Source organism: Caballeronia grimmiae (genome assembly GCF_000698555.1).
Classification (GTDB): domain Bacteria; phylum Pseudomonadota; class Gammaproteobacteria; order Burkholderiales; family Burkholderiaceae; genus Caballeronia; species Caballeronia grimmiae.
This window is the reverse complement of record NZ_JFHE01000041.1, coordinates 1-25,025: the sequence shown is the minus strand read 5'-3', so window position 1 is coordinate 25,025 and position 25,025 is coordinate 1. Positions and strand designations below refer to the sequence as shown.

Below are 25,025 nucleotides of genomic sequence, written 5' to 3'. Positions count from 1 at the left end.
TCGCTGCATCATCTACGGCACATACGCGGCAAAGCTTTAATGCCGCTCGGGCGCGAGTCCGGAAATTAGCGCCCGGCGCGCTCCGTCGAAAAGGCGCGCATAGCCTTCCACCCCCATCAACAGCACTTCCTTCAGGCCCTTGAGCGGCGAATCCTTTTCGGTGCGCTCGTCCCATTCGATCCACGCATCCGCGCGGCCAAACGTGCATTGCATGAGACGCCGCTCCTCTTCGAGCGTCAGGGAATCGAAGCTGACGCCCAGATGCGCGCCGGCCAGCCGCGTCACGCGCACCGGAAAGTGGAATTGCCGCTCGCCCCGGCTCACGACGACGCCGAGCGAATCGCCTGCATTGAGCGCGAGACTGCCCGGCTCGACGACCAGCCCGAGGCCGCCCGTCGAATAGTCGCTGGTCGTGCACGCGGCCATGCTGCCGTCGTTCATCACGAGCGTCGCGGGCATCGTCATTGCGATGCGATGCGTCGCGCGCACCTGCCTCGCCTCGCGTGCGACGCTCACCGCCGCGCCGAGCATGATGAGGTTGTAGATCGTCCAGAAGACGTTCATCAGGATGGTCGCGGCTTCGTCGCCCGCACCGAACACGAGGCGCACGATACCGACCGACATCGCCACCGCATTGAGGCCGAGCAGGAACAGGTACGGCTTGCTCATCGCCCAGTCGATATACGTCTCGTCGATGCGCCCGCCCTTGTCCGTCACGTTGAACTTGCCGTGCTTCGGGCTGATGAACGCGATGGTCGTCGGCAGCGCGATATACCACGCTAGCACCGACTCATAGACTTCAGCCCAGAACGAATGCCGGAACTTGCCCTGCATCCGTGAATTCGCGATGTTCGCGATCACGATGTACGGCAGCACGAAGCTCGCGATCGTCGTCGCCGCCGCGTTGATGAAGTACATCTGGAAGAACAGGTACCACATCGGCATCGTCAGGAAGACGAGGCGCGGAATGCCGTAGAAGAAGTGCAGCATCGCGTTGCCGTAGCACAGGCGCTGAAAGAAGTTCAGCCCGCGCCCGAGAAACGGATTGTCGATGCGGAAAATCTGCGCCATGCCGCGCGCCCAGCGCGTGCGCTGCTTGATGTGGCTCGCGAGGCTTTCGGTGGCGAGACCGGCTGCCTGCACGGTCGGCAGATAGGCGGTCGTGTAGCCGCGCCGATGCAGCTTGAGCGCCGTATGCGCGTCCTCGGTCACGGTTTCCACCGCGATGCCGCCTACTTCTTCGAGCGGCCCGCGCTTGATGACCGCGCACGAGCCGCAGAAGAACGTCGCGTTCCACAGGTCGTTGCCGGCCTGCACGAGCCCATAGAACAGGTTGCCTTCGTTCGGCACGCGGCGGAACGTGCCGAGATTGCGCTCGAACGGATCGGGCGAGAAGAAGTGATGCGGCGTCTGCACCATCGCGCATTTGGCATCGGCGAAGAAGATGCCCATCGTCGTTTGCAGGAACGAGCGCGTCGGGACGTGATCGCAATCGAAAATGGCGATGTACTCGCCCGTCGTCTTCGCGAGCGCCCGGTTGATGTTGCCCGCCTTCGCGTGCTTGTTGTCGTCGCGCGTGATGTAGCCGATGCCCGCCTCGCGCGCCAGCGCCTCGAATTCCGGGCGATGCCCGTCGTCGAGCAGATACACGCGCAGCTTGTCCGCGGGCCAGTCGATGCCTTGCGCGGCGAAGAGCGTCGGCTTCACCACGGCGAGCGGCTCGTTGTACGTCGGGATATAGATGTCGACGCTCGGCCAGTCCGCGGGATCGTCGGGCAGCTTCGAGACCGTGCGCTCCAGCGGCCATGCCGTCTGCACGAAGCCGAACAGCAGCACGATCCACGTATAGGCTTCGGCTCCGTACAGCGCGTAGCCGACGATCGCTTCCGTCGGCGTGCGGAAGTCGAGCGTCTGCGTGGTGCGCCACCAGATATAGCGCGCCGTCACGAGCATCGCCAGCGTCGCTAGCACCAGCACCGGCAGGCGTCCCGGCAGACGGCGGATCACCAGCGAGAAGATCGCGAGCACCGCAAAGAATGCGAACTGCCCGCCGGAGCCGAGCGGCGACGTGCCGACCATCAGCCAGATCAGCGCGCCGAACGCGGTGATTGCGGGCAGCGCCCAGCGCACCTGGCCGATGCGCGTCGCGCCGCCTTCCAGACGCGCGCCGACACGCGCCCACGGCAGGCGGTCGATGCGTGCGTCGACCCTGCGCTTGACAGCGACGATCGCGGCGGCCACCGGCGTCAGCATCCGTTCGACGGCATCCAGCACGCGCGCCGCGCTTTCGGTCACCGTCCGGCCGCCTTCGCGCGGCGCGCGCACGAACGCGCGCAGGAGCCACGCCCGCGGATCGCGCACGTCGATCACGCCCCACTCGTGCGCCCACGCGAGCAGGAACGCGCGCAGCAGTTCGCGGGCGATGTCGCGCCGGCCCTCGCGCGGCGGCTTGAAGAAGAGGCGCACGCACCAGTCGAACGGCGAGCGCCGAGCGGGCAAGCCGAGCCCTTGTGCGATCCAGTCGACGGCGCGCTCGCGGCGCGTCTTCACGTTCGTTGCATTCATGCCGCGATACTCGCTTCGATCTCGGGCAGCCGCGCATCGACGTGTTGCGCGAGACCGTGCAGGTCGTGCGAAGCCTGCGTATGGGGCGCTTCGTCGATGACCCAGGCGCCCCGCGCGAACGCCTCCGGCAACGCCGCTTCCATGTGGATGCGCTGCGCCACCGGCAGGCCGCCCGCCGCCGCACGCAGCATCGCGAGGACATCGCGCTGCATTTCGCGCGCCGGATTCAGGCGATTCACGACGACGCGGACATCGCCGCACGCTTCCCGCAACGCGGGCAGATGCGCGACGAAGGCCGCGCAGGCGGCGGGATCGGGCGGACACACGCACAGCACGAGATCGGCGGCACGCGCGGCCTGTTGCGCCTGACGCGACGGATAACGCGGCGTGTCGATCACCACGACGCCGCTTTCCGGCAGCGCGATTTCCGCGATCGCGTTTTCGAGCCATTGCGGTTGCGCGGCGAGTTGCGTATCGCAGGCGGCGGCTTCGTCGAGCGTGACTTGACCGTGCGGCACGAACAGCACGCCGTCGTCGTTGCGCCACGTGTGCGCGTGCCACGCGTGCGATGCGCCCGTCAGCGCGTGTGCGATGCCATGCGGCGCGAGGGCGTCCAGACCGAGCCACGCGCCGAGCATGTTCTGCGGATCGAAGTCGATCGCGACGACATCGCGGCCGCGTCGCGCGAGCAGCACCGCGAGCGTGGCGGCGAGCGTGGTGCGGCCCGCGCCGCCTGTCGTCGAAATCACGGCGATGGTCTTCATGCTTTGGCCTCGGCGCGGGCGGCATCGGCGTCCGGCAGCAGACGCCCGTTGAGCGCGACCGCTTCGATGCGGCACGGCACGGCGTCACGCGGATCGAAGCGACGCGCGGCGATCAGGCCGCTGCGCGCACTGCGTCGCTGCCAAACGATCCACACGGGCACGCCCGCGAGCGCACCCATCACCGCGAAAATCAGCAGAGTGTCCATTCTCAGTTCCTCGATCCGGCGACCGGCATACGGGCCGGCACCGCGCGACGCACGCGCGGCATGGCTTCGGCCGCGACGGTCAAATCCGCGCGATGCCCGCGCGCCTCGTGTTCCAGCACGTCGTGCAGCGCGTCCAGTTCGGCACGCACGCGTCGCACGGACTCCGGTTCCGCCGCTCTGGCAGCCGGTGACGCAGCCTGGTCGGCGGGCGTCGGGCCCGCGAACAGATCGCTGTAGTCCGCCGCCGGGGTGCGGCGGTTCGCGGCGTCGAGCGCGTCCAGTTCCGCCGCGATGCCCTCGTTCGACAGATACGTGACCTTCTCCGCGATGCCGTCCACCGGCGCGGTGAAGATGCGCGCGAGCGCGGCGTCGGCGTCCGAGCGCCGGCAGCCGAAGAGAAAGACGTAGAGATGCGCCGCATCGGCGGTGAAGACGTCGCCGGCGCGGCGCGGACGGCACTGGCCGAGCGCATCGACGTGAGCGAGCGCGGGCGGCAGCGCGAGCTTCGCGAGCACGTGCGGCAGACGCAGCATCGCGCCGCGTGCGAGCGCCGCCTGCGCCTGCGCGCAGAACGCGGCGACGTTCAGATAGCCGAGCGCGGCATCGGCGAGCGATGCGGCGAGCGCGGTGCGGTAATCGGGCATCAGCGGCCGCGTGTAGAGCTGGCCCTGCACCGACTGCAGCATCGATTCGAGCCGCGAAAACGGCGTGTCGCGGCCAACGACCGCGTTCGCGCCGAGGCTCAGCATCAGCAGTTCATATTGATGCCGCAGGAATTCGCCCCGCTCCACCACGACGATCTTGAGCGCGCGCCCGCTGCGGCGCCGCAGCGCATGCACCGCTTCGCACAGTTGTTCCAGTTGCGCGCCGTTGTGATGCGCGAGCACGACCGTCGCGGCGCGCGCATCGCGGCAGGCGGCGACGACGGCGTCTCGGTCGTCGAGCAGTTCCCAGTTGCGCGGCACCCACGGCTCATCGCCGGTCACGGCCCGGCACACGACGACGCGGTCTTCGTCGTGCGCAATCCGCATCGCTGCGCTTTTCGATTCCGGCGACGCGACGCTCAGCCGGCCCTCGGCGGTGAAGCGCAGCGCGCGCGTATCGCCGGTGACGAGCGCCTTGCCCGCGCGCCAGAAATCGACTTGCCACGACAGTTCGCCGTCCGTGCGCCGCACGCGCGCGACGCCCGCGCACGCGCCGTTCAGTTCGCGTCCGCTCGGCTTGTCGCTGGCTTCGTCGAAATCCGGCGATACATCCGATTCAGGCGCGGCGGCATCGTCGCCGAGCAGCAGAAGCATCGTGATGCGCTGTGTCGCGCACCAGTCGGCGAGCAGGCGTGCTTCACGCGCGAGCGCCGCCGGATCGGTCCACGTGAACCAGCGTTGCGCACCTTCGACGATGAAAAGCGCATCGCGGCGCAAGCCGAAGCGTCGCAACGCACGCAAGCCGCCAAAGAGGCGCGCGAGCGCAGGCGGCGCTTCGCGGTTCGGAGCGGCATCGTCGCGGGAAACCGGCTCGTCGGGCATCGCCAGCACGTTCAGCCGGCGCGGCCAGCCCGGCGTGGCCGATCCCGAGAAGCCGAGCTCGCGAAGACGCGCGGCGGCCTGAGCGCGTTCGCGCGCCAGCACGACGGTCACGGGGCGTTCGCCCGCCGCGCGCACCGTTTCCCAGATCAGCGCATCGCATTCGGGCGAGCGCGGCGCGAGTTGCACCGCGTACAGCGCACCGTGTTCAAGCGTGGCGAGATCGTCCGGCAAAGCATCGATGCCGAGGCGGGCGGGCGTATCGGCAGCGCGGGAGAGACGCGCGCGCGCGAACTGTGCGAGCGCCGACAGCACGCCGGGCGCACGCGGCGATGCGGCATCCGGCTGCACGGCCGCGCTTTTCGGTGGGTTCAAGTCAGTGCTCATTCGTTTTCCGCCGCCGGTCAATAACTCGAATACAGCCGCACCGGCGACGGGCTGATGCGGTAATCGTCCTTGCGCGCCGAGAAGGCGAAGCGCGCGTAGACCATGCCGGAGCTGGGCGCGTAGTCATGCGAATGATCGATGCTCACGCGCGCCCCGATGGCCAGTTGCGGATTCAGCCGGTACTCGACGGTCGCGGCAACGCCATACGAGAAGCTCACGCCCTGCGTCGAGCCGCCCGTGAACTTGAGCTGGCTGATATCGACCGGCGAAAGTCCCGCCACCGTCGGCAGCCCGTTCGGGAAGTACGGGGAATCCTTCTCGTACGAGTTCGAAACGCCGGCCGTCACGGTGACGTCCCACATGAAGCCGTTGCGCTTGCCCATGAATTCCAGCGGCACGCCGAGCGACAGATACCGCTGCGGGCTGTAATAGCCGCCTTGCCCGAACGTGTAGTAGCGCAGGTTGTTCGTGTAGTGCCACGCGTTGCCGACGAGACCGGTCCGCACGCGCATCGTCGCGCGCTGATACACGGGCACGGTGAAGCCGGTGCGCAGCGTGAATTCCTGGTTGCTCGCGACATTGCGCCCGGTCAGCACGCCGACGCCGATATCCGCGAAGGTTTCGATCCTGCCGATGTCCGCGCCCACATGAAAATCCACGCCGTCGCGCCTCACGCCGCCCCAGACGGTATGCGTGAGCGGATCGGTGAGTCCCGCGTAGGCGAGTTCGCTGCTCGTCACCGCTCGGCGCGACGCCGACACCGAGAAGCTAGCCGGACCCGCATCGAACCGGTAACGCGCGCCGCCGACGAGGTAATGCACCGGGAAGCCGAGCGGTGTCGAGCCGAGGTCGAAGCGCCACGTGTCCGACACGTAGCCGACGCCGCCGCCAAGCCCATTCGCGTGCTGATGCAGGTCGCCGGACGTGACTGCGCCCGCGGCATAGCTGCGCAGCGCCGCCGCATCGCTGAAAAAGCCCGCCGTCGTGCCGAACGTGTTGACGGCGAACGGCACCGTCGATCCGCCGAGGCCGCTGATATCGAGCGTCCCCGCGTCCAGATGCACCGCATCGGCATGAACGAAGAAATGGCCGTCGTAGCGATACGGAATCTGCACGTACAACGGCACTTGCTGCGCGTGATACTCGGACACGCCCGCATCGCCGGACTTGTACGCGGGAATCCAGCCCGTCTCCACTTCCGGGTTGCGGCGCTGGCCGAGGTCGTCGAAGGCCGATTGCGCGGGCGTCGGGCGGATTGCGCCTGCGGGCGTGCCGAACGCGGGCGCGATGCCCGCCGCACGCTCCTGATCCATCGACAGCCGGTAGAGCGACGCCGCATCCGCGTAATCGCCGAGGTCTTCCGCGACGCGTCCCGCCTGCAAGGTCACGTCCGGCCGCGCCGGATACGCGGTGCGCAGCGGTTGCACGATGCCCTGCGCGTCCTGCGGACGGCGCAGCGCCGACAGACGGCGGGCGGCGGACAGGCGCGTGTCGATGTCGTCGGGCGGCGCGGCATCGACCACGCGGCGCACGATCGCGAGCGCGTCCTTGCGCTCGCCGCTGCCGCCGCTGTCGCCCAGCACGCGTGCAAGCGAAAGCTGCGTTTCGGCATCGTCGGGCGATGCGGCCAGCACCGGCGCGAGCGCCGCGCGCGCCGCCGCGAAGTCGCCCTGCACGCGGGCAAGATCCGCCACTTCGAACGCATAGCGTTTGTCGCGGCGGCCAGTGTCGCTCACGGTGGCGAGCAGCGCGCGGGCCCGCGCGTAGTCGGCCGCGGCGATTGCGTCGTCGGCCTGGCGCAGCACCATCCGCAGCGACTGATCTTCGAGCCGTTCCGATTGGCGCGGCGTCAGCGTAGCCGCGCCGCGCACTTGCGCCAGCACATCCGCGAGTTCCGTTTCGCGCCTCGCCGCGCCGAGCAGATCGCCGTAGCGCAGGCGCACATCGGCGTCGGTCTCCTCGGGATGCGCCTTCATCCAGTCGCGCAGCAGCGCGAGACCGCGCGCCGTCTCGCCGTGATCGATATACAGCGAGCCGATCGACGCGAGCATGTTCGGATCATCGGACGCAGCGGACTGCGCGCGATCGAGCGATGCCTGAGCCGTGGCCGCATCGTTGCGCGCCCAGGCGGCGCGGGCATCGATCAACGCCTGCTGGGCGTCGAGATTGCGGGCGAGCGCGCGCATCGCGTCGGTGCGTTCGGTGTCCGGCACGGATGCGAGCGCGGCGCGTGCGCCGGCGAGATCGTCCGTCGAATTGCGATACAGCGCGCTCGCGTAACGCATCGGCGTGGTCGGCGTGCGCGCGAGGCCGTCGTCCATGACGGCGCGGCCCAGTTGGGGCAAGCCCAGGTTCTGATAGATGCGTGCGAGCGCGAAGCGCGTCCACGGCTGATCCGGCGCGACGCGCAACGACGCTTCGTACTGCTGCGCCGCCGGACCGTTCAGGCCGCGCTCGGCGAGTTGTTGCGCGTTGGCCGCGATGAGATCCGCGCGCATCGCGACGAGGCTCTGGCGATCGCCGGCATCGGCGAAACGGCTTTGCAGGGCTTCGATGAGCGGCGCGACCTGATCGCCGCGGCCCGTGCTTTCGAGCAGCGTTCGCGTGCTGCGCAGCGCAGGAAGGCTCGGCGCGGGGCCGTCGAGCTGGGCGCGCAGCATCGGTTCGGCGGCGCGCCAGTTGCCTTGCGCGAGCAGCGCATCGGCGAGCATGAGTTGGGCGTCGGCATTGCCGGGCTGCATCGCGAGGGCTTCGCGCGCGTAGCGTTCGGCATCGGCCGGCTTGCCCGCGCTCGCGGCGTCGCGGGCGTGTGCGAGCGTGCCCCAGAACTGCGCGGTGCGCGCGAGACTCTGCCATTTCGCGCGGTTGTCGGGCGCGAGCGCGGCTGCGCGTTCGAACAACGCGCGTGCTTCGTCGCGCTGGCCCGCGCGCATGCGCACGAGACCGAGACCGCCGACGGCTTCCGCATCGCTCGGGCGGGCGGCGGCAGCGCGCGCGAGCAAGGGCTCGGCCGCCGCGACATCGCCGCGCGTCAGCGCCGCAAGACCGCGTTGTTGCGCGATGTAATCCGGATCGCGTTCCAGCTTCTTCTGCGCCTCGATGCGCGCGTCGAGCAGGTCGGCGCGGTCCTTGAATTCGGCGTCGTCGGGAACGAGCGCGAGATACGCGCGCAGCGCCGGCAGATACGCGGTATCCGCGCCCGCCGATTGCAGCACGTGACGCCACGCGTCGAGCGCCGTTTTGCGGTCGGCGTCGGTGTGCGTCGCCAGCTTCCACGCGATGCGGTTCGCCTCGGCGCGCGTCGCGTCGCTGGCGCCCAGCAGCCGGGCGAGCGTCAGCGCGGCGTCGACGTCGTCGGGATCGGCGGCGACCCGGCGATGCAGCGCATCGAGCGCCTCGTTCCGCCGCGCGGGCGTCGCGGCCATCATCTGATAGTACTCGGCGCCCAGCGCCCCGGACGGCGCGCCGTTCGGAAACAGCGTGCTCAGGCGGCGCGCGGCTTCTTCCGACTGGCCGCTGCGCGACAGCAGGCGGATGGTCGCCATCTCCTGACGCCCGCTCACCGCGACGCGGTATTCGTCGTCGACTTGCCGCGTGAGGACAGTGCCAGGCGCGGCGGCTTTCAGGCGCACGATCGTCGCCTGCGCTTTCTGCGCCTGGCCGAGCCGCAACTGAATGCGCACGAGTTCCGCGAGCAGACGCGGCTCGTTCGGCGCGATCAGCAACGCCTTCTCGATGGCCTGCAACGCGAGATCGTCGCGATGCCGGTTCGCCCACGCGCGCGCGGTGCCGTAGAGGCGTTCGGCCATCGGGGGCAGCGCAGGCGCATCGGCTTGCGCCCCGGCATGGCGCCCGGCCTCGGGAATCGCGGCGTGCGCGGTAAGCGCCGGCAGCTGCGCCGCGCACACGGCGCTCGCCGACATCAGCGCGGCCCGCAACCGGCCCGGTTTCGTGCGAAGCGCGCGCATCAGCGGATGCCTCCGCATTGCGATGCCGCCGTCTGCAACGCGCCGTCCGCCGCGAAGCGGTAACGTCCCTCGCGCCAGCCGAGGCCGAACAGCGTCAGCACGCTCGTGTAATAGCCGGGCGCGGTTTCGGCTTGCGCTCGGGCGGCCTGAGCGTCCGCGAGACGCGTCTCGCCCAGCGCCGTGAGGAACGGCACGGCGGCGGCGGAGAAGCCCGCGTTGCCGTCGTTCGGACCGGCGCGGCCCGTGCGCGTATCGACGCGCTCGGGCGGCGCACCGTGCTCGCCGATGTAGGCTGCGAACGGGGCGAAGCGTTGCAGGAGACCGGCGCGCGCATCGTCGGACGAGGCCAGCATGCCCGCCCACAGATAGACGCGGATCGCGTTGTAGGCGCTTTCGGCCTGGGTATCGCCGTCCGGCTCGAAACCGTGATTGGCCCGATACAGCGCCCAGTCGGGCGAGAATCCGCGCGGCGCGGAATCGATCAGCATGCGCGCCGACGATGCGGCGAGGCGCGGCCAGCGCGCATCGTCCGCAAGCCGTGCGCCGATGCCGCGAATCACCTGCAGCGGCGCGTAGCTGGGATTCACGCGCCACACATCGGCTGACGGATGAAACCCTGCCGGGCCGGGCAAGAGCGTGAGGCCGAGGCCCGGCGCCATCGGGCTTTCCTCGTCCAGCACGCGCCGCGCGAGCGCTGCGCCGCGCGCCGTATAGCTGCGCTCGCCCCACGCGCGGCCCGCTTCGAGCAGCGCGTAGGCGATCCACAGATCGGCGTCCGAGGCGGCGTTCGTATCCAGCACACGCAACGCGCCCGACGCGTCGCGGCCCCACAGCCACGCGGGCAGACGCGCGGTGAGGTCGCCGGCGGCGAGCTTGTCTTCGGTCCAGTGGAGGATCGTGTCGAAGCTCGCGCGGTCGTTGGCGACGAGCGCGAAGAAGAGCCCGTACGACTGCCCTTCCGACACCGTGCGTTCATCGGCCGAGCCGACGTCGATCACGCGGCCGTCCTTCGAGACGAAGCCGCGCTTGAAAGCATCCCAGCGCGGCCACGACGGCTGACAGACGAGCGGCGCGCTCGCGCCCTCGCCTTGCGCGGCGAGTTCACCCGCGCTTGTGTTCGCGGCGAGAGCCACGCCGAGCGCCGCCATCGCGATCACGCCGGCCAGACAGCGAAGAACGGAAGTCATCGCTCAAAGCCCCTTGCGGCGCGAGGCCAGTTCCTGAAGCGCGGCGAATGCGGCGACGGCGAGCAGCAGGCCCGAGAGCGCGCCGAACAGACCGAGCAGCACCGGATGCTCCACCGCGTGGCTCCACAGCTTCGCGTACCACGGCACATAGCCGACGACATAACTCTCGCCGACGCGCATGCTGTCGACGCCGCCGCGCCGCACGAGCGACACGTCGCCCTGCACTTGCGTGATGCGCTCGGACCGTTCGAGCACGTCGAGCAGGTCGCCGAGACGGCCGTGGTCGGTCGCGGCCAGCGCGATCACGCTGCGCCCTTCCGCGCCCGGCGACTGGAAGCCCATGAGCGCGGCGAGCGGTCCGCTCTGATCGAGCGATGCGCCGCCGTGCGTGACACGCTTGCCGTCGCGCCACTGCTCCTGAATCGAGAACGCCGCCCGCGCGAGCCCGTCCTTTTGCGCGGCCGGATTGCCGATGCTGAGCGGCAGCGCATCGCGCCAGCGTGCGAACACCGGCGACGACGGCGCACCGCCGATCACGAGCAGATCCTTCTGCGCGAGCGCGGGCACGTCGCCGGGACGCGCGATCGTCACGCGCAGGCTCGGAAAGCCGGTCCATTGACCCATGTGACCGAGCATCGTCAGCATCGCTTCGAGTTCGCTCGGAGCGGGACGGTCGGGAATCACGATGGCCGTTTGCGAGAGATCGGCGTATCGCGTGAACGGGAAGCCGCTGTTCGCGAAGTACGCGAGGTTCGGCATCTGCGCGTAATGCACGAAGCCGGAGAAGTCGATGGTCGAATCGGGATCGACGGCCGCACGCGCCGGATTGGTCGGCACGCCCGCGCACAGACCGGTCTTCTGCGAATCGAGGTTGAAGCGCAACTGCAACTGGTTCGAGCTCCCGACGCGGAACGCGGGAATGTCGAGCGCGTTGGCCGCGCCGCTGTTCGCGCCGGACAGCAGCGGCAACTGGATGCGGCCCTCGCTGTCGTCGGCTTTGGCGACGGGCAGGCGGAACGACTTCACGAGCTGGTCGTTGATATCGACGGCGAGCGCGGAGTTGTTCTGCACGGTCGGCGCGGTATAGCGGTACTTCAGATTCAGCGGCACGCCCGCGGAGTTCCACGAGAACAGATCGGCGGGCACGCGCAGATTGAGGCGGATCGCGTCGGGCGCGCTTCCCGACACCTGCAGTTGCGACGTATCGCTGACGAGCTCCTTGAAGCTCACCGGGCGGTTGGTCGGCATCCAGCGCGGCGCGTCGTAGGGCTCGCGCGGCTTGCCGATGTCGACGCGCTCGACCTTCGCGGACGCGCCCGACATGGCGGTGCGGCCGAGCACGAGCGCATAGACCGCCTGATCGACTTCCGTTGCGTTGCGGCCGGTCACGATCAGCAGCTTGCGATCGGCGGAGCCGGGGTTATCGGCGACGAGGATCGTCGGCCCGTCGATGCGCGGCAGGTCGAGACCAGCCGGCAAGCGGTCGCGCGTACCGATGACGACCGCGTGCTCGTTCGCGGGCAACGCGCCGAGCGCCGGGAAGCGCGCCTGCCGGTAATCGGCGAGCGAGCCGAACCAGGATGCGAGCACGCCCGCGCTTTTGAGCGTCGCGGTGTCGGGCGATGCGGGCAGCACGAACGGGAGCGTGAGGCGGTTGACGTCGCGGGCATCGAAGAACGGCGCGGGCAACAGGGCGAGATCGTTCGGCAGCTTGATCGGCGCGGTATCGAGGATGAATTCGCTCGCCGGGCTGACGTCGGCCCACAGCGCGGTGTTCGCGGGATCTTCGCAGTGATCGAGCGTGTAATGGCCGATGAAGCGCAGCCCGAACTGGTTGTAATCGGTGAAGAGGCGCGGATCGAGCGGGATGTCCTGCGTGACGACCGAGCCGGCGTGCTCCTTGTCGAACGGCACGGTGGCGATGACTTCGTTGTTGATCGACACCTTCACGTGCGACAGCGGGAAGAGCAGCGCGGGCGAATACGTATAGCGAAGACGCAGGCGCGCGCCGGTGACGACGCGGTCGAGCCGCACGCCGAGCGCCACTGAGCGCGCGTCTTCAAGGCCGCGCAGCTGCAGCGGCTGCCACGCGCCGAGCGCGGAGAACGGGACGTGGATGGTCGTGGCGCTGGCGTTGGCGTTGGCGTTGGCGTTGGCGTTGGCGTTGGCGTTGGCGTTGGCGTTCCCGTTAACGGCGACGGCGGCGGCACTGGCGCTGGCCGGCGCTTCGGGCGATGCGGGAACAGCGGCGGGCAGCGCGGCGGCATCGAGCGCGCGGGCGGCCATTGCCAGCGACAGGCAGAAGCGTACGGCGAATTTCATCGGCAGATCGGGGAGGAGTCGGGGGCGCGCGCCGCGCGGCGGATGTGTGGCATCGTGGCGACGGTTGCCGGCGAGCGGCTGGCTGGCCGGCGCGGCTGGCTGGGCGGAGCTGGCGCTTCGGGATGAATTTCCGCGCCCGTGCTGCCGAAGAGCGGGCGGAACAAACGCATAATGTCGGACAGTTCGGTTCAACTCGGGCATCCTTCAAACAAATAACCGCCACGTCGCGTCATGGTCCGGCCAACTCCATCATCCAAGTCACCGTCTTCCGCCACCGGCAGCGCCATCGTCAAACGGCGCGGGCTGCTGCGCGGCCTCTTTGCGCTGCGTCACTCGTGGGACGGCATCGCCGTCACCTGGCGCGAGGAAAGCGCGTTCCGTCAGGAAGCCTGCGCGGCCATCGTGCTGCTGCCGATCGCCTTCTTCGTCCCGGTGAGCACGGCGGAGCGCGTGCTGCTCGCGGCGTCGGTGCTGCTGGTGCTGCTCGTCGAGCTGATCAATTCGAGCATCGAGGCGACGATCGACCGCATCTCGCTGGAACGGCACGAGCTCTCCGGGCGGGCGAAGGACTGCGGCAGCGCGGCGGTCACCGTGTCGATCGTGATCAGCGCGATGACCTGGGGCATGATCTGCGGCCCGCATGCGTGGCGATGGCTGAGCACGCATCTGTGACGCGCGCGTGTCGACGTGACTGATCTGTATGTCGGCGGGGGATGGGGAAACTTGAGGGGGCGTGGCGGGATGATGTGCGCGGGCAAGCGTCATCATGTGCAATGTGGCTCGCTGAGCCGCAAAGTGCCTGGGCCTGTGACTACGTCCGATTTCAGTCAAGCCGCACTGTTGCGTCCGTTCGAAGCGCGGAAGTACCTTGCAAGCCTTTCCCGAAATGCGAAAAAGCTACGCATTATCCGCGCAGATGGCTCGTGTAATGTCTCTCTCCGGTATACACCGATCGTTGCCCGTCGACTCTTGATACGGCAGCCAACGGCGCCTCGCTCCGGACTGGTACAAGCGCGCCCGAGCAATACGGAAATAATCACAGAGGGAAAACGTGTCCGATCTCACCAATGATCTCCCGCAGGTCGATCCAGCGCTGTTTCGGGTACCCGACATCAATCGCCTGCAGCCTGTTGAAGCCTCGCGCCATCCTCCGCGCTTCCTGCTGCTCTACGGTTCGCTGCGCGAGCGTTCGTTCAGCCGTCTGCTGAGCGAAGAAGCCGCGCGCTTACTCACGGCGATGGGCGCCGAAGTGCGCACATTCAATCCGAGCGGCTTGCCGTTGCCGGACGACGCGCCGGAGACCCATCCCAAGGTGGCCGAGCTGCGCGAGCTGGTACTGTGGTCGGAAGGGATGGTGTGGTGCTCGCCCGAGCGGCACGGCGCAATGACCGGCATCATGAAGGCGCAGATCGACTGGATTCCTCTTTCGGTCGGAGCGTTGCGGCCGACCCAGGGCAAGACGCTCGCGGTGATGCAGGTCAGCGGCGGCTCGCAGTCGTTCAACGCCGTCAACCAGATGCGCGTGCTTGGACGATGGATGCGCATGCTGACCATTCCCAACCAGTCGTCGGTGGCCAAGGCGTTCATGGAGTTCGACGAAGCGGGCCGCCTGAAAGCTTCAGCATATTTCGACCGCGTCGTGGACGTCATGGAGGAACTGGTCAAATTCACGCTGCTGACGCGCGACATTGGTCCGTACCTCGTAGACCGGTATAGCGAACGCAAGGAGAGCGCCGAGGCGTTGATGAAGCGGGTAAATCAATCGGCCATCTGACCGCAGCGTATCCGTGTTTGCCCTCAAGTTCAGCGTCGTTCCGTGATTCACGGCTCGCCTGTGTGCCGCGTGTGCAGCCTTCGAAGCTCGCTCGCTAAGCGGCATCTTCATCTCCGACCAGCGGTTGCATCGAACCTCGCCGCGATAACGGCATGAGCCAGGACGCAAATCCGCGCACGTTCGTTTTATCGACGAATGTCCAGACCTGAAGCGGTCAACGCATCGCCGTAAGACCTGCTATAACAAGGTGACGCGCTTGCACGCCGTTGCTCGCGCGGACATCGACCGTCCCGCACAGCCGACACGCTGAACCTGTGGCGCTCGTGCGCGCGCTTTGCTCTTTCATATCCCACAGACCGTTGCATCCGGGTACTGTCTCGCTCGAGAGGTGTGGCATGAAACGAATCGACTGCGCGCATCGCGTTTTCGCGGTGCTTCTCGGCATGGCGTCCACTTTATCGATGACTGCGGCGTTGGCCCAGGGTGCCGGAAGCGGAAGTGCGCCTCGCAGGGACCCACCGTTCGTCGCGAGTCCTGAATTAAGCAGGAACACGGCGTCGACGATTCCAGGCGCCGCCGCGCTCATCGATGCAACGGACTGGCCGACATTCGGAGTGGATCGTCAGCGCTCCGGGTTCAACGCGGTCGAGCGCGTGTTGAACACAGGCAACGTATCGCAATTACGCGCGCACTGGGCCACCGACATAGGCGGTCCCATCACCACGCAGCCGACGCTCGTCACGGGAGTCCAGATCAACGGCAAACCGACCGATGTCGTGTATGCCGCGACGTGGTCGGGCCGAATCGTGGCCCTGAATGCAGCGACCGGCGCGATCATCTGGAGCGTGCAGGCGCCTACGGTGCAAACGAGCTGTGGCAATTTCGACGCGTCGCAAGGCTTCGTGGGCACGATCGGCACGCCGACGCTCGACCGGAACACCAACCGGATGTACGTGGTCACGGGCTACGGCTTCCTGCACGCGCTCGACCTGTCGACGGGCGCCGACGTCATGCCGTGGACTCAGTTGCTCGACGCAGCGAACGCTTCGCCGCGGACGATCGTCTTCGGCAGCCCCACGCTGAGCGGCTCCGACATCTACGTCACTACCGCCGGCCCATGCGACAGGCGGCCTTACCACGGTCAGATCGTGCGTGTCTCGACCGCGAACCTCGCGGTACTGCAAAGGTGGTACACGACCGGCGAGACCGGTCCCGATGGAGGCGGAATCTGGGGTCCGGGCGGTGTATCCATCTCGCCGAACGGCCTATGGATCTACACGGCCACCGGCAACGCCTTTGCGGATACGCAGAACTCTTCTTACGCCGAACACGTCGTCAGGCTCACGCCCTACCTGACGATCGATGCGGCCAATGCGCCGCCGCTCTCGACGACCGTCGACGTGGACTTTGGCGCAACGCCCCTGCTCTTTCAGACCCCCGCATGCCATCCGATGCTGGCCGCGATGCAGAAGACCGGCATACTGCACATCTACGACCGCAATACGCTTGCCGACGGTCCCATCTATTCGTTTCAGATAGGCCGCAGCACCCCGTCGGGAGGTTTCATCGGCTTGCCGGCATTCGATCCGGCGCTCAATCGAATTTATCTGGCGAATCCGGTCGATTCGAGTACGGGCCTCGTCCGGCACGGCCTCGTTGCGTTGTCGATTCAGTCGGACTGCTCGGTCGCGATCGCATGGAATCTGCCCGTGGGCGTGAACTCGGCAGGAGCGAACCCGGCAATCTCACCGATCGTCGCGAACGGCGTTGTCTATTACGCCGACGGCATTGGAAGCGAGGTCTTCGCCGTCGATGCACAGAGTGGCTCACAGCTGTGGAGTACCAACAATCTGCCCCAAGCGGATCGTGTGACGGGAGGTATCTTCACGTCGCCGACAGTCGTCAACGGACAGCTCTTCGTTGCGGGCTTCGATCACAAGATTCGTGCTTATGGCTTGTAGCCGGAAACGTGATGGATTTCGTGTTTGTGGACATCGCGGGATTCATCGTGTCTGGTGCTTCTGCAGAACACTACGCATCCGATGCACAGGTGGCAGGTACGTGCATAGTTCACTGATTCAGTGACGCTAGCATGCCTCGAGCAGATTGCCGGCGACGGCAAGATCCTGCTGCCTCGGACGCGTTGAGCATATGACGCGACTTTGTCGCTGGTGCTGCCTGATGCGATCGGCGGCAAGCGAATCGTTGCGGCCTTCCGCCTCGACTACGAAGGCTCCCATCTGCCCTCGCTCATTCACCGTTCTGCATGATTCGATGCAAAGACACAGAGTTTTCCCGACCGATAGACTGGAACATTGCTGCCCGCCGCACCGCAATCGTCCACCACCATGCCGATAACATTACTGCGGGCGTAGGTCAGGCGTTCAGACAGGCTCGTGGCAAGGAGACTGCCCACCATGCGCTCGTGCCAAATTGGGTAGTAGCTGGGCAGCCACTGCGCCGCCGCGCCATATTTGCCCATCACCCATACCTGGCGGTGAGACATCGCGGGAAACACCTCGCTGCCGATCAGCAGATCCGTCATGCGTGCGGGTGCCGTCGGCAAGGGGCTGCGGTCGTGAAGCCGCATCACCGGCAAAAGGAAGACCGTATCAGGAGGCGTGTTGGCTTTGGCCCAGCTAGCCAGGGCCAGCCAGTCCGCCCGTTTTGCGGCGGCGTATGAATCCCGACGATATTGCTTAACGATCAGGGCCACGGTTGCAGCGCTACTCAGCGTTAGAAGCAGTGCCGCCACGATCGGGCTGGCGAGCCGCGTGCCGGGGCGCCAGGCCTTCCGCATCGCTAGCACCGGAAATAGCGCCGCAGCGCCGATGGGTTTGACCACCACCGATAGCACCAGGATAGGCGCCCATAAAAAACGATCGGCCTCATTCGCCGAGGTCATCCACCGCGTAATGAGGGCCGCGAGCGCAAGTCCGGCCAATATTTGCAGATACGTCGTCGAGCGCAGCAAGTGAAGGTTGAACAGTGTGGGCGAGCTAGTGAATAGGGGCAGAAGCGCGCCGATTGTCCAGATTGCCAGCATCACACCCGTCAACGAACATATCAGCCGCGCCTGGTCGCGCGGCAACTGCAATGCCGAGCCGATGGCCGTGGCGACAACGATCACGAAGCCAACGTATTGCATGACAGCCAAGTGCATCGCCAGGAAGTGATCAGGCCAGTGCTCGAGCAGAAACACTCGGTAATCGTACTCCGGCCTTTTCCCCAATTCGGGATTGAGCGCGAGGCTGGTCAACACTGGGACGCCCGGCACGACACAGGCTAGCAAGCCAGGCCAGCCTTTTCGCATCAGGAGGCTAAGGCTCAGCCGGTGTTCTCGCCATTGCAGCACGACCATCGTCGCGATCAGTGGAGCGAGCCACACAGCCATGAAGACGTTGAGGAAAAATACCAGCCCCGCGAAGGCCAGCGCCCAGCCATAGCAGCGGCGCCACACCAGCGCGAGCGCGATCAGGCTCAAGCCGTTGCCCAGTTCCGAGTGGGTGAATTGACCGATAGCGATTCCGCCATCTCCGGCGAAAGATTCGCCGCGCAGCAAGCTGATGACCGCGCTCAGCAGCATGAAAATCACGATCTGCGTTCGCCTCTTCAGCCCCAAGACCGCGATCCAGGAGCCAATGCCAGCGAAAAAGACCAGTCGGGAAATGAACAGCCATGGCAGGAAATATTTCAGCACATTGCTGTCGTCAGCGATCCCCGCCTGCATCAGCCAAAAACCGGAAGAAAAATAACGTAGCGACTGCATGAAGGCATCATGCGCGAATTGAGGTTCGCGCCACGAGCCCTCCAGGATCGGTATATGGAAGATGTTGTTATTGCCGATCGTGAAGCCGGTAATCGCCAAGGACAGGGTACTTAGTCCGATTAGCAAGGCGGCCCAGTTGCGCAAACTGAGTCCATCTTGCGCGGACGGACGCTCACGAGTGCTCACCCTTTGCGCTGTCTCCACTTGTTCTACTGGCACTATATTTGTCCTTGCAGAGAACGTGGCCAACCTGCAGCACCGTGGCGACACTTGCTTCCGTTGTTGAGTTGTACCTCTGACTTATTTCTTATTACCGAATGGAATCGTCGTGAATTGCGGCATCTTGCAGATCCGCCTTACCTAAAGGTATCGCCTGAGACCATAAAAATCACTAACACGAAGATTGGTACGGTCGGATTCAATCAGAGCTTCATGGCTATAGATGAAGCCAGGCGACCAGCCGCGTCGAGTCATGTCAGCCGGCACGTCACGACCTCTGATCTCGGCGTTATAGACGGAATGGAGCGGCGAAGCCAGTCTGTTTGAACCGCCTCACATCACATTCAGCTCTGCCACAAGCAAGAGTCCTGTCTCAACGTTGTGCAAGCACTGGCTTGGCGAGTAGCGCAGGGGCGAATCGTTTCTCAGCACGGCGATTGGAACAATGCGCCGCGTCCGACGCATCGTCGAGCGCCCACTTGTCGAAGGGCCACCGGCCGACGTCTACCGATTCAGTTGAGAAACGCTACTTCTCGGCCTAGATGGTTGGACGAATCGAAGGGACGGCCCACCACATTCATGCAGCGACGCGAAGCCGACTCGAATGCATGCCGCAAGGCGTCGCTGTCTCGGAACCGGCCATGCCGGTCCTTCGAAAAGGCCGAATAGTTAGGCACGGGATCTTGAAGACCGAGCCGACAAAACCAGCGATACGCGTAGTGAGGTCAGAGATGCTCCCTCAAGCCGTGAAGCTAGAACTCCCGCTCAATGCCGCGCAATAAGCGCGTCTGCGGCACGTGATCGCCAAGGTTGAGCGACTAGAAGCGTTTGTCTTGCACGCCGCCTTGACGACCCATCATGCGATGCGCTCCGTAACCCAATGTATCGAGGGCAAGCAACCGACATCCGATTCGGCGAGTCTTTCAACAGAATCGGCCGGTCTCGGACACTTGCGCATCCTGCCTGTTCCGCCGACGCACCGGTCAGCTTATTCATCACCCGTCCGAGAGCCACCTTAAATCTAGCCCAACGAGCCCGCTTCCCGCCAACAGAGCACTTGGCCCCTTAAATGTCCTCCGCCGCCATCGCAAACACCGCATCATCCCCTCGCGCGGAAACAATCGCCGACTCCAACCCACGAGCCTGCGTCAGCACATACTCCGCGAAGCAGTGCGCAGTCGCGATCTTCGCCCCGTAAAACCCCGGATCATCCGCGCGCTTGCTATGCGCAACGATCAGCGCCCGCGCCATCTGCCACCCCGACAGCACGATTCCCGCGAGCTTCACATACAGCACGCCGCCCCCGAACACCGCACGCGGATCCCGCTTGCCCGCCTCCAGCACATACGTCACGACGTTAGCAAGCGCGTCCCGCCCGTCCGCCAGCCGGCGATGCATCGCGTCGAAAACACGCGCAGCGTTCCCCGCATCGATCGTCCTCAACGACGCAAGCGTCGCGTCGATCTCCGTCAGCAGCGCCTGCGCCGCCGCGCCGCCGTCGCGCATCGTCTTGCGGCCCACCAGGTCGTTCGCCTGAATGGCCGTCGTGCCTTCATAGATCGACAGAATGCGGGCATCGCGATAGAACTGCGCCGCTCCCGTTTCCTCGATGAACCCCATCCCGCCATGAACCTGCACGCCAAGGCTCGTCACGTCGATCGCCATTTCGGTGCTCCAGCCTTTCACGATCGGCACGAGGTACTCATGGATCGCGAGATGCCGGGCGCGCGTCGCCGCATCGTCGTCGTGATTGGCGATATCCGCGTGCGCCGCCGCGACGTACGCCAGTGCACGCGCGCCCTCGGTCATGGCGCGCATCGTGCCGAGCATCCGCCGTACATCGGGATGATCGATGATCGCCACAGCCCGTGCGCCGCTGCCATCGACAGGACGGCCCTGCACCCGTTCCCGCGCGTAGGCGGCGGCTTTCTGATAGGCCGCATCCGACAGCGCGACGCCCTGCAGCCCCACGCCAAAGCGCGCGGCGTTCATCATGATGAACATGTACTCGAGGCCGCGATTCTCTTCGCCCACGAGATAGCCGATCGCGCCGCCGTTGTCGCCATACTGGAGCACGGCGGTCGGGCTCGCCTTGATGCCCAGCTTGTGTTCGATCGACACGCACTGCACGGCGTTGCGCGCGCCGAGTGAACCGTCATCGTTCACTAGAAACTTCGGCACGACAAAGAGCGAGATGCCCTTTACGCCCTCCGGCGCATCCGGCGTGCGCGCCAGCACGAGATGCATGATGTTCTCCGCCATATCGTGCTCGCCCCACGTAATGAAAATCTTGGTGCCCGATATCCGATATGTTTCGTCATCCTGACGTTCCGCGCGTGAGCGCACCAGCGACAGGTCCGAGCCCGCTTGAGGCTCGGTCAGATTCATCGTGCCCGTCCACGTGCCTTCGATCAGCTTCGGCAGATAGCGCGCCTTCAGTTCGTCCGATCCCGCGATCAGCAACGCCTCGATCGCGCCATCGGTCAGCAGCGGGCACAACGCGAACGAGAGATTCGCCGCGTTCAGCATTTCGATGCACGGCGACGCGATCAGCTTGGCCAAGCCCTGTCCGCCGAATTCGGTCGGATGACTGATGCCCTGCCAGCCGCCTTCCGCGTACTGGCGGTATGCATCGCCGAAGCCTGGCGTGGCCTTTACGTGGCCGTCATGCCACGTGCTCGGCCGCTGGTCGCCCAGCGCGTTGAGCGGAGCGATGACTTCGGCTGCGAGCTTCGCACCTTCGTCGAGGATCGCGCCGGCGGTGTCGAGATTCGAATCGGCGAGACCGGGTAGCTGGCTCACGCGTGCGATATCGGCCAGATTCTCGATCACGAACATCATGTCCTTGACGGGAGGGGTGTAGCTCATCGTTGTCTCCGTGTTCGCAGCGCGCATCGCGCCGCACTTGCAAATGTTCAGTGGTTGATTTCGACGATTCGATGAAGGCCTAACGTCCTTCGATCTGCGCGCCCAGCAGGAACTCGCGCACGAGCGGCGCAATTTCCTCCGTCCTGGTGATGAGAAACAGATGCCCGTCCTCGATCACATGAAGCGTCGCCCGCCGGATGCGGCTCGCGATCACCCGTGCGTTGACGAGCGGCACGATCGGATCGTCATCGCCATGCATGACCAGTGTCGGCTGGCGCAACGCGCCGAGCCAAAACAGGCTGCTCCATCCGCATGTCGCCAATAGCTGATACAGGTAGCCGCGGCCGCCCGGCGCCTGAATATGCCGTCCGTGTTCTTCGAGCAAAGCCGGGTCGCGGCGATATGCGCCGCCGTAAATCTCCGCGCCGACTTCACGCAGATAATCTGCATCGCGGTAGCGCCGTGCACCGACCAGCTTCGACAGCACCGACAGCCGCCCCGGCACCATGATGACGCCCGGCGATGTCGCGGCCAGCACGAGCCGCCGGCATCGGACCGGATACAGATACGCGAACTGCTGCGCGAGCGCCCCGCCCCACGACACGCCCAGCGCATCGACCGGGCCGTCGTAGCCGAGCGTCGAGAGCAGCTTGTCGGTCAGCGCGGCGAGCGTCGAGAAGCGATACGGCATGAGCGGCGCAGGCGATCCACCCACGCCGGGAATATCGAAGATCACGACTTCGACATCGCCGAGCGCCTCGGCAAACGGCCGGATCAGTTCGAGATTTGCGCCGATGCCGTTGAACACCACGAGCGGCGGCGAAGCATCGCTGCCACCCCAGATGCCGACGCGAATGCGTTGTCCGTCGATATCGACGGTCCGTATGTTCATCGTGCGCATCGTTGTTATCCGTGTCATGAGCTTCCTGGTTCACGCTTCGAGAACATAGCGGCCCGGCGCATCGTCCAGCCGCCTATGCCGCTTGTTGCCGAGCGCCTTCGGCGCCGCGCCGCGTTCGCCCGACCGTTCGGCAAGCCAGTCGCGCCAGTCGCTCCACCACGAGTCCGCTTTCGCCGTCGCGCGGGCAAGCCATGCGTCGGCATCGTCGGGAAGCGCATCGTTATGGAAGAACTTCGCCTTTGCATTGCCGGGCGGATTGATGAGGCTCTGGATATGACCGCTCGAACTCAGCACGTAGCGCGTTTTGCCGCCGAACGCGCGAGCCGTGTCGTAGACGCCTCGCCACGGCGTGATGTGATCGGTCATGCCGGCCATCACATAGGTGTCGCACTCGACCTTCGACAAATCAACCGGCGTGCCGAGCACGGTCAACGCGCGTGGCTTCGTCAGCAGGCCTTGCGTGAAGATATCGAGCAACTGGCCGTGCAGCTTCGCCGGCACACGCGTCGCGTCGTTGTTCCAATAGAGGATGTCGAAGGCAGGCGGCGCTTCGCCCATCAGATAGTTGTTGACCCAGAAGTTCCACACGAGATCGTTGGGACGCATCCATGCAAAGACGCGGCCCATGTCGTCGCCCGACAGCACGCCTTTCGCCTTGCTGTTGCGCTTGGCGAGTTCGACGGCTTCCGGCGTCGTGAAGAGTCCGAGCTGCGACGGCGATGCGTTGTCCAGCACTGCAACCATCAGCGTGGCCGCATGAACCGACGTGTCGCCACGGCTCGCGAGATGGCCGAGCAGCGCGGAGATGGTCATCGCGCCGGAGCACGCGCCGTGCAGATTCACGTCCGCCTGTCCGGTGATGTCGCGCACCGCGTCGATCGCTTCGATGAGCGCCGCGACGTAGGTATCCATGTCCCAATCGCGGTGCGCTTCACGCGGATTGCGCCAGCTCACGGCGAACACCTGAAACTCGTTGTCGACCAGATACTCGACGATGCTCTTCTTCGCGGCCAGATCGAAGATATAAAACTTGTTGATCTGCGGCGGCACGATCAGTTGCGCACGCGCGTGAACCGTCGGCGTCGTCGGCTCGTACTGAATGAGTTCGAGCACTTCGTTGCGCAACACCACGGCGCCGCGAGACGCGCCGAGATTGCCGCCGACCTTGAACGCGCGCTTGTCGACCTGCGACGGCATGCCCTTGTTGCGGAGCGCATCGCCGAGCATGTTCTTCATTCCGGCGACGACACTCGCACCGTTCGATTCCACCAGCTTCCTCATCGCCGCCGGATTGCCGGCGAGCGTATTCGTCGGGGCCAGTGCGTCCGTCATGAGCGACAGCACGAACTGCGCGCGCTCCTTGCTCGCCTGATCGAGCGCGGAACCTTCGACCAGGCCGGTCAGCGCATCGCGCCACGCGAAATAGCCGTGCATCGTGGTGCGATACACCGTCTGTTCACGCCAGGCGGAATCAGCGAAGCGCTTGTCGCCGGGCTGCGGCGCGGGCGCTGCATTGCCGCTCACCGCCAATGCGAGATCCCGGATAAACGCCGTGGTCTGCCGCATCATCAGCGCGGGATGAAGGACCGCCTGCGCGCCAATCTGTCCTGCCGCCGCGAGCATGTCGACGGGCCGCAGCCCGACGAACGGATTCGGTCCCGGCATGCCATCGGTTGCGCGCGCGGCGATGTCGTCGTTCAAATTCGTCATGTCTGATGCCATTTCTCTGCGCACTCCATCATGCAAGGATCATGACCAGCGTCTCTGCGATAAGGGCGGGCTTGTCCTCGCCTTCAATCTGCAACTCGTTGCCGGTCTTCAAAAGAATGCGACCACCGCCTTTTCTTTCGACGGACGTCAGCACGACTCGGCTTCGCACGCGTGCGCCGGATCTAACGGGCGTCATAAAGCGCACCTTGTCGATGCCATAGTTCAGCGCAGCCGATGCATCCGTGGGCACGACGCCCACTTCGATCGCGAGCGCCGCCAGCAGCGAAAGCGTCAGATAGCCGTGCGCGATGGTGCCGCCGAACGGGCTCTCGCGCTTCGCACGCTCTTCGTTGAGATGAATCCACTGCGTATCGCCGGTGCATTGCGCGAAGGCGTCGATGCGGGCCTGATCGACGATCACCCATTCCGACACGCCCAGTTCCTGCCCGACGAAGTCTTCGATCGTCGCGACGCGATAGCCGCGCGTCGTCATGCTTGTGGCCGTACTCATGCTCATGCTTCCCGTTCGAGCGATTGCGCAAACTGTTCGCGCAGCCGCTTCTTGTTCAACTTGCCGACGCTCGTCTTGTCGAGCTGATCGACGATCTTCACGATTTGCGGCACCGCATACTTCGAAATTCGCCCGGTTTCGCTGAACGCGAGCACGTGGTTCCGGATGTCATCCCCCGATGCAGCGGGCGTAATGCCGGGCTTCAGCACCACGAGCGCCACCGGCCGCTCGCCCCATTTCTCGTCCTTGACGCCTATCACCGCGACTTCTGAGACTGCCGGATAGAGCGAGATCAGGCTTTCGATTTCGAGTGACGACACCCACTCGCCGCCCGACTTGATCACGTCCTTG

16 protein-coding genes and 1 pseudogene are annotated in these 25,025 nt (G+C 65.9%); 3 read left to right on the top strand and 14 right to left on the bottom strand.

Features of this window, described 5'->3' with window-relative positions:
• Window positions 1–36: 36 nt before the first annotated feature.
• From bcsA to bcsB, 7 genes are read right to left on the bottom strand one after another with little or no spacing between them, the layout of a single operon-like run.
• On the bottom strand, window positions 37–2,565 hold the full coding sequence (bcsA, locus tag BG57_RS26160) for a UDP-forming cellulose synthase catalytic subunit (protein WP_035969681.1): 2,529 nt from the start codon (window positions 2,563–2,565) through the stop codon (window positions 37–39).
• Window positions 2,562–3,329: a cellulose biosynthesis protein BcsQ gene (gene bcsQ, locus BG57_RS26155; RefSeq protein ID WP_035969678.1), complete on the bottom strand. Its 768-nt coding sequence runs from the start codon at window positions 3,327–3,329 to the stop codon at window positions 2,562–2,564. Before bcsQ ends, bcsA begins: the two co-directional genes overlap by 4 nt.
• Window positions 3,326–3,535, bottom strand: coding sequence for a hypothetical protein (locus BG57_RS26150; protein ID WP_035969676.1), 210 nt, complete (start codon window positions 3,533–3,535; stop codon window positions 3,326–3,328). The genes bcsQ and BG57_RS26150 overlap by 4 nt, the downstream gene beginning before the upstream one ends.
• Window positions 3,536–3,537: 2 nt before the next feature.
• Window positions 3,538–5,445, bottom strand: coding sequence for a cellulose biosynthesis protein BcsE (gene bcsE, locus BG57_RS26145; RefSeq protein ID WP_035969674.1), 1,908 nt, complete (start codon window positions 5,443–5,445; stop codon window positions 3,538–3,540).
• Window positions 5,446–5,462: 17 nt separating this feature from the next.
• Entirely contained in the window at window positions 5,463–9,416 is a 3,954-nt protein-coding gene (locus BG57_RS26140; protein ID WP_371875856.1) for a cellulose synthase subunit BcsC-related outer membrane protein, read from the bottom strand.
• On the bottom strand, window positions 9,413–10,600 hold the full coding sequence (bcsZ, locus tag BG57_RS26135; protein ID WP_052006007.1) for a cellulose synthase complex periplasmic endoglucanase BcsZ: 1,188 nt from the start codon (window positions 10,598–10,600) through the stop codon (window positions 9,413–9,415). The genes BG57_RS26140 and bcsZ overlap by 4 nt, the downstream gene beginning before the upstream one ends.
• Before the next feature lie 3 nt (window positions 10,601–10,603).
• A complete protein-coding gene (bcsB, locus tag BG57_RS26130; RefSeq protein ID WP_035969670.1) occupies window positions 10,604–12,922 on the bottom strand; it encodes a cellulose biosynthesis cyclic di-GMP-binding regulatory protein BcsB in 2,319 nt (772 codons plus the stop codon).
• Between the two features lie 231 nt (window positions 12,923–13,153).
• Between bcsB and BG57_RS26125 the strand changes: the two genes are divergently transcribed.
• The 3 genes from BG57_RS26125 (at window position 13,154) to BG57_RS26115 (ending at window position 16,657) form a co-directional block, all read left to right on the top strand.
• The gene (locus BG57_RS26125; protein WP_035969667.1) at window positions 13,154–13,594 is read left to right on the top strand and encodes a diacylglycerol kinase; all 441 of its coding nucleotides are present in this window, start codon (window positions 13,154–13,156) and stop codon (window positions 13,592–13,594) included.
• Between the two features lie 379 nt (window positions 13,595–13,973).
• Entirely contained in the window at window positions 13,974–14,696 is a 723-nt protein-coding gene (arsH, locus tag BG57_RS26120) for an arsenical resistance protein ArsH (protein ID WP_035969664.1), read from the top strand.
• 395 nt (window positions 14,697–15,091) lie between these two features.
• Entirely contained in the window at window positions 15,092–16,657 is a 1,566-nt protein-coding gene (locus BG57_RS26115; RefSeq protein WP_081850991.1) for an outer membrane protein assembly factor BamB family protein, read from the top strand.
• Between the two features lie 293 nt (window positions 16,658–16,950).
• Here BG57_RS26115 and BG57_RS26110 read toward each other — a convergent pair whose 3' ends face one another.
• From BG57_RS26110 to BG57_RS26085, 7 genes and pseudogenes are all read right to left on the bottom strand, one after another.
• Window positions 16,951–18,609, bottom strand: a complete 1,659-nt coding sequence (locus BG57_RS26110; RefSeq protein WP_152562706.1) for a hypothetical protein — start codon at window positions 18,607–18,609, stop codon at window positions 16,951–16,953.
• A 653-nt stretch (window positions 18,610–19,262) separates the two neighbouring features.
• Window positions 19,263–19,400: pseudogene (locus tag BG57_RS34345) on the bottom strand (IS5/IS1182 family transposase); the annotation flags it as partial.
• A 349-nt stretch (window positions 19,401–19,749) separates the two neighbouring features.
• On the bottom strand, window positions 19,750–21,552 hold the full coding sequence (locus BG57_RS26105) for an acyl-CoA dehydrogenase (protein WP_035969712.1): 1,803 nt from the start codon (window positions 21,550–21,552) through the stop codon (window positions 19,750–19,752).
• A 79-nt stretch (window positions 21,553–21,631) separates the two neighbouring features.
• Window positions 21,632–22,453: a poly(3-hydroxyalkanoate) depolymerase gene (phaZ, locus tag BG57_RS26100; RefSeq protein WP_229753924.1), complete on the bottom strand. Its 822-nt coding sequence runs from the start codon at window positions 22,451–22,453 to the stop codon at window positions 21,632–21,634.
• Window positions 22,454–22,483: 30 nt separating this feature from the next.
• Window positions 22,484–24,163, bottom strand: coding sequence for an alpha/beta fold hydrolase (locus tag BG57_RS26095; RefSeq protein WP_152562705.1), 1,680 nt, complete (start codon window positions 24,161–24,163; stop codon window positions 22,484–22,486).
• Between the two features lie 28 nt (window positions 24,164–24,191).
• Window positions 24,192–24,656, bottom strand: coding sequence for a MaoC family dehydratase (locus tag BG57_RS26090; RefSeq protein WP_035969709.1), 465 nt, complete (start codon window positions 24,654–24,656; stop codon window positions 24,192–24,194).
• Between the two features lie 20 nt (window positions 24,657–24,676).
• Window positions 24,677–25,025 (bottom strand): AMP-binding enzyme (locus BG57_RS26085; protein WP_035969658.1); only part of this gene is annotated, 349 nt, incomplete at its 5' end.

What these genes read in the sequence shown, in the direction of transcription:
- bcsA (WP_035969681.1), bottom strand. Translation starts at nt 2,565, where the DNA reads ATGAATGCAACGAACGTGAAGACGCGCCGCGAGCGCGCCGTCGACTGG.
- bcsQ (WP_035969678.1), bottom strand. Translation starts at nt 3,329, where the DNA reads ATGAAGACCATCGCCGTGATTTCGACGACAGGCGGCGCGGGCCGCACC.
- BG57_RS26150 (WP_035969676.1), bottom strand. Translation starts at nt 3,535, where the DNA reads ATGGACACTCTGCTGATTTTCGCGGTGATGGGTGCGCTCGCGGGCGTG.
- bcsE (WP_035969674.1), bottom strand. Translation starts at nt 5,445, where the DNA reads ATGAGCACTGACTTGAACCCACCGAAAAGCGCGGCCGTGCAGCCGGAT.
- bcsZ (WP_052006007.1), bottom strand. Translation starts at nt 10,600, where the DNA reads ATGACTTCCGTTCTTCGCTGTCTGGCCGGCGTGATCGCGATGGCGGCG.
- bcsB (WP_035969670.1), bottom strand. Translation starts at nt 12,922, where the DNA reads ATGAAATTCGCCGTACGCTTCTGCCTGTCGCTGGCAATGGCCGCCCGC.
- BG57_RS26125 (WP_035969667.1), top strand. Translation starts at nt 13,154, where the DNA reads ATGGTCCGGCCAACTCCATCATCCAAGTCACCGTCTTCCGCCACCGGC.
- BG57_RS26115 (WP_081850991.1), top strand. Translation starts at nt 15,092, where the DNA reads ATGAAACGAATCGACTGCGCGCATCGCGTTTTCGCGGTGCTTCTCGGC.
- BG57_RS26105 (WP_035969712.1), bottom strand. Translation starts at nt 21,552, where the DNA reads ATGAGCTACACCCCTCCCGTCAAGGACATGATGTTCGTGATCGAGAAT.
- phaZ (WP_229753924.1), bottom strand. Translation starts at nt 22,453, where the DNA reads ATGCGCACGATGAACATACGGACCGTCGATATCGACGGACAACGCATT.
- BG57_RS26095 (WP_152562705.1), bottom strand. Translation starts at nt 24,163, where the DNA reads ATGACGAATTTGAACGACGACATCGCCGCGCGCGCAACCGATGGCATG.
- BG57_RS26090 (WP_035969709.1), bottom strand. Translation starts at nt 24,656, where the DNA reads ATGACGACGCGCGGCTATCGCGTCGCGACGATCGAAGACTTCGTCGGG.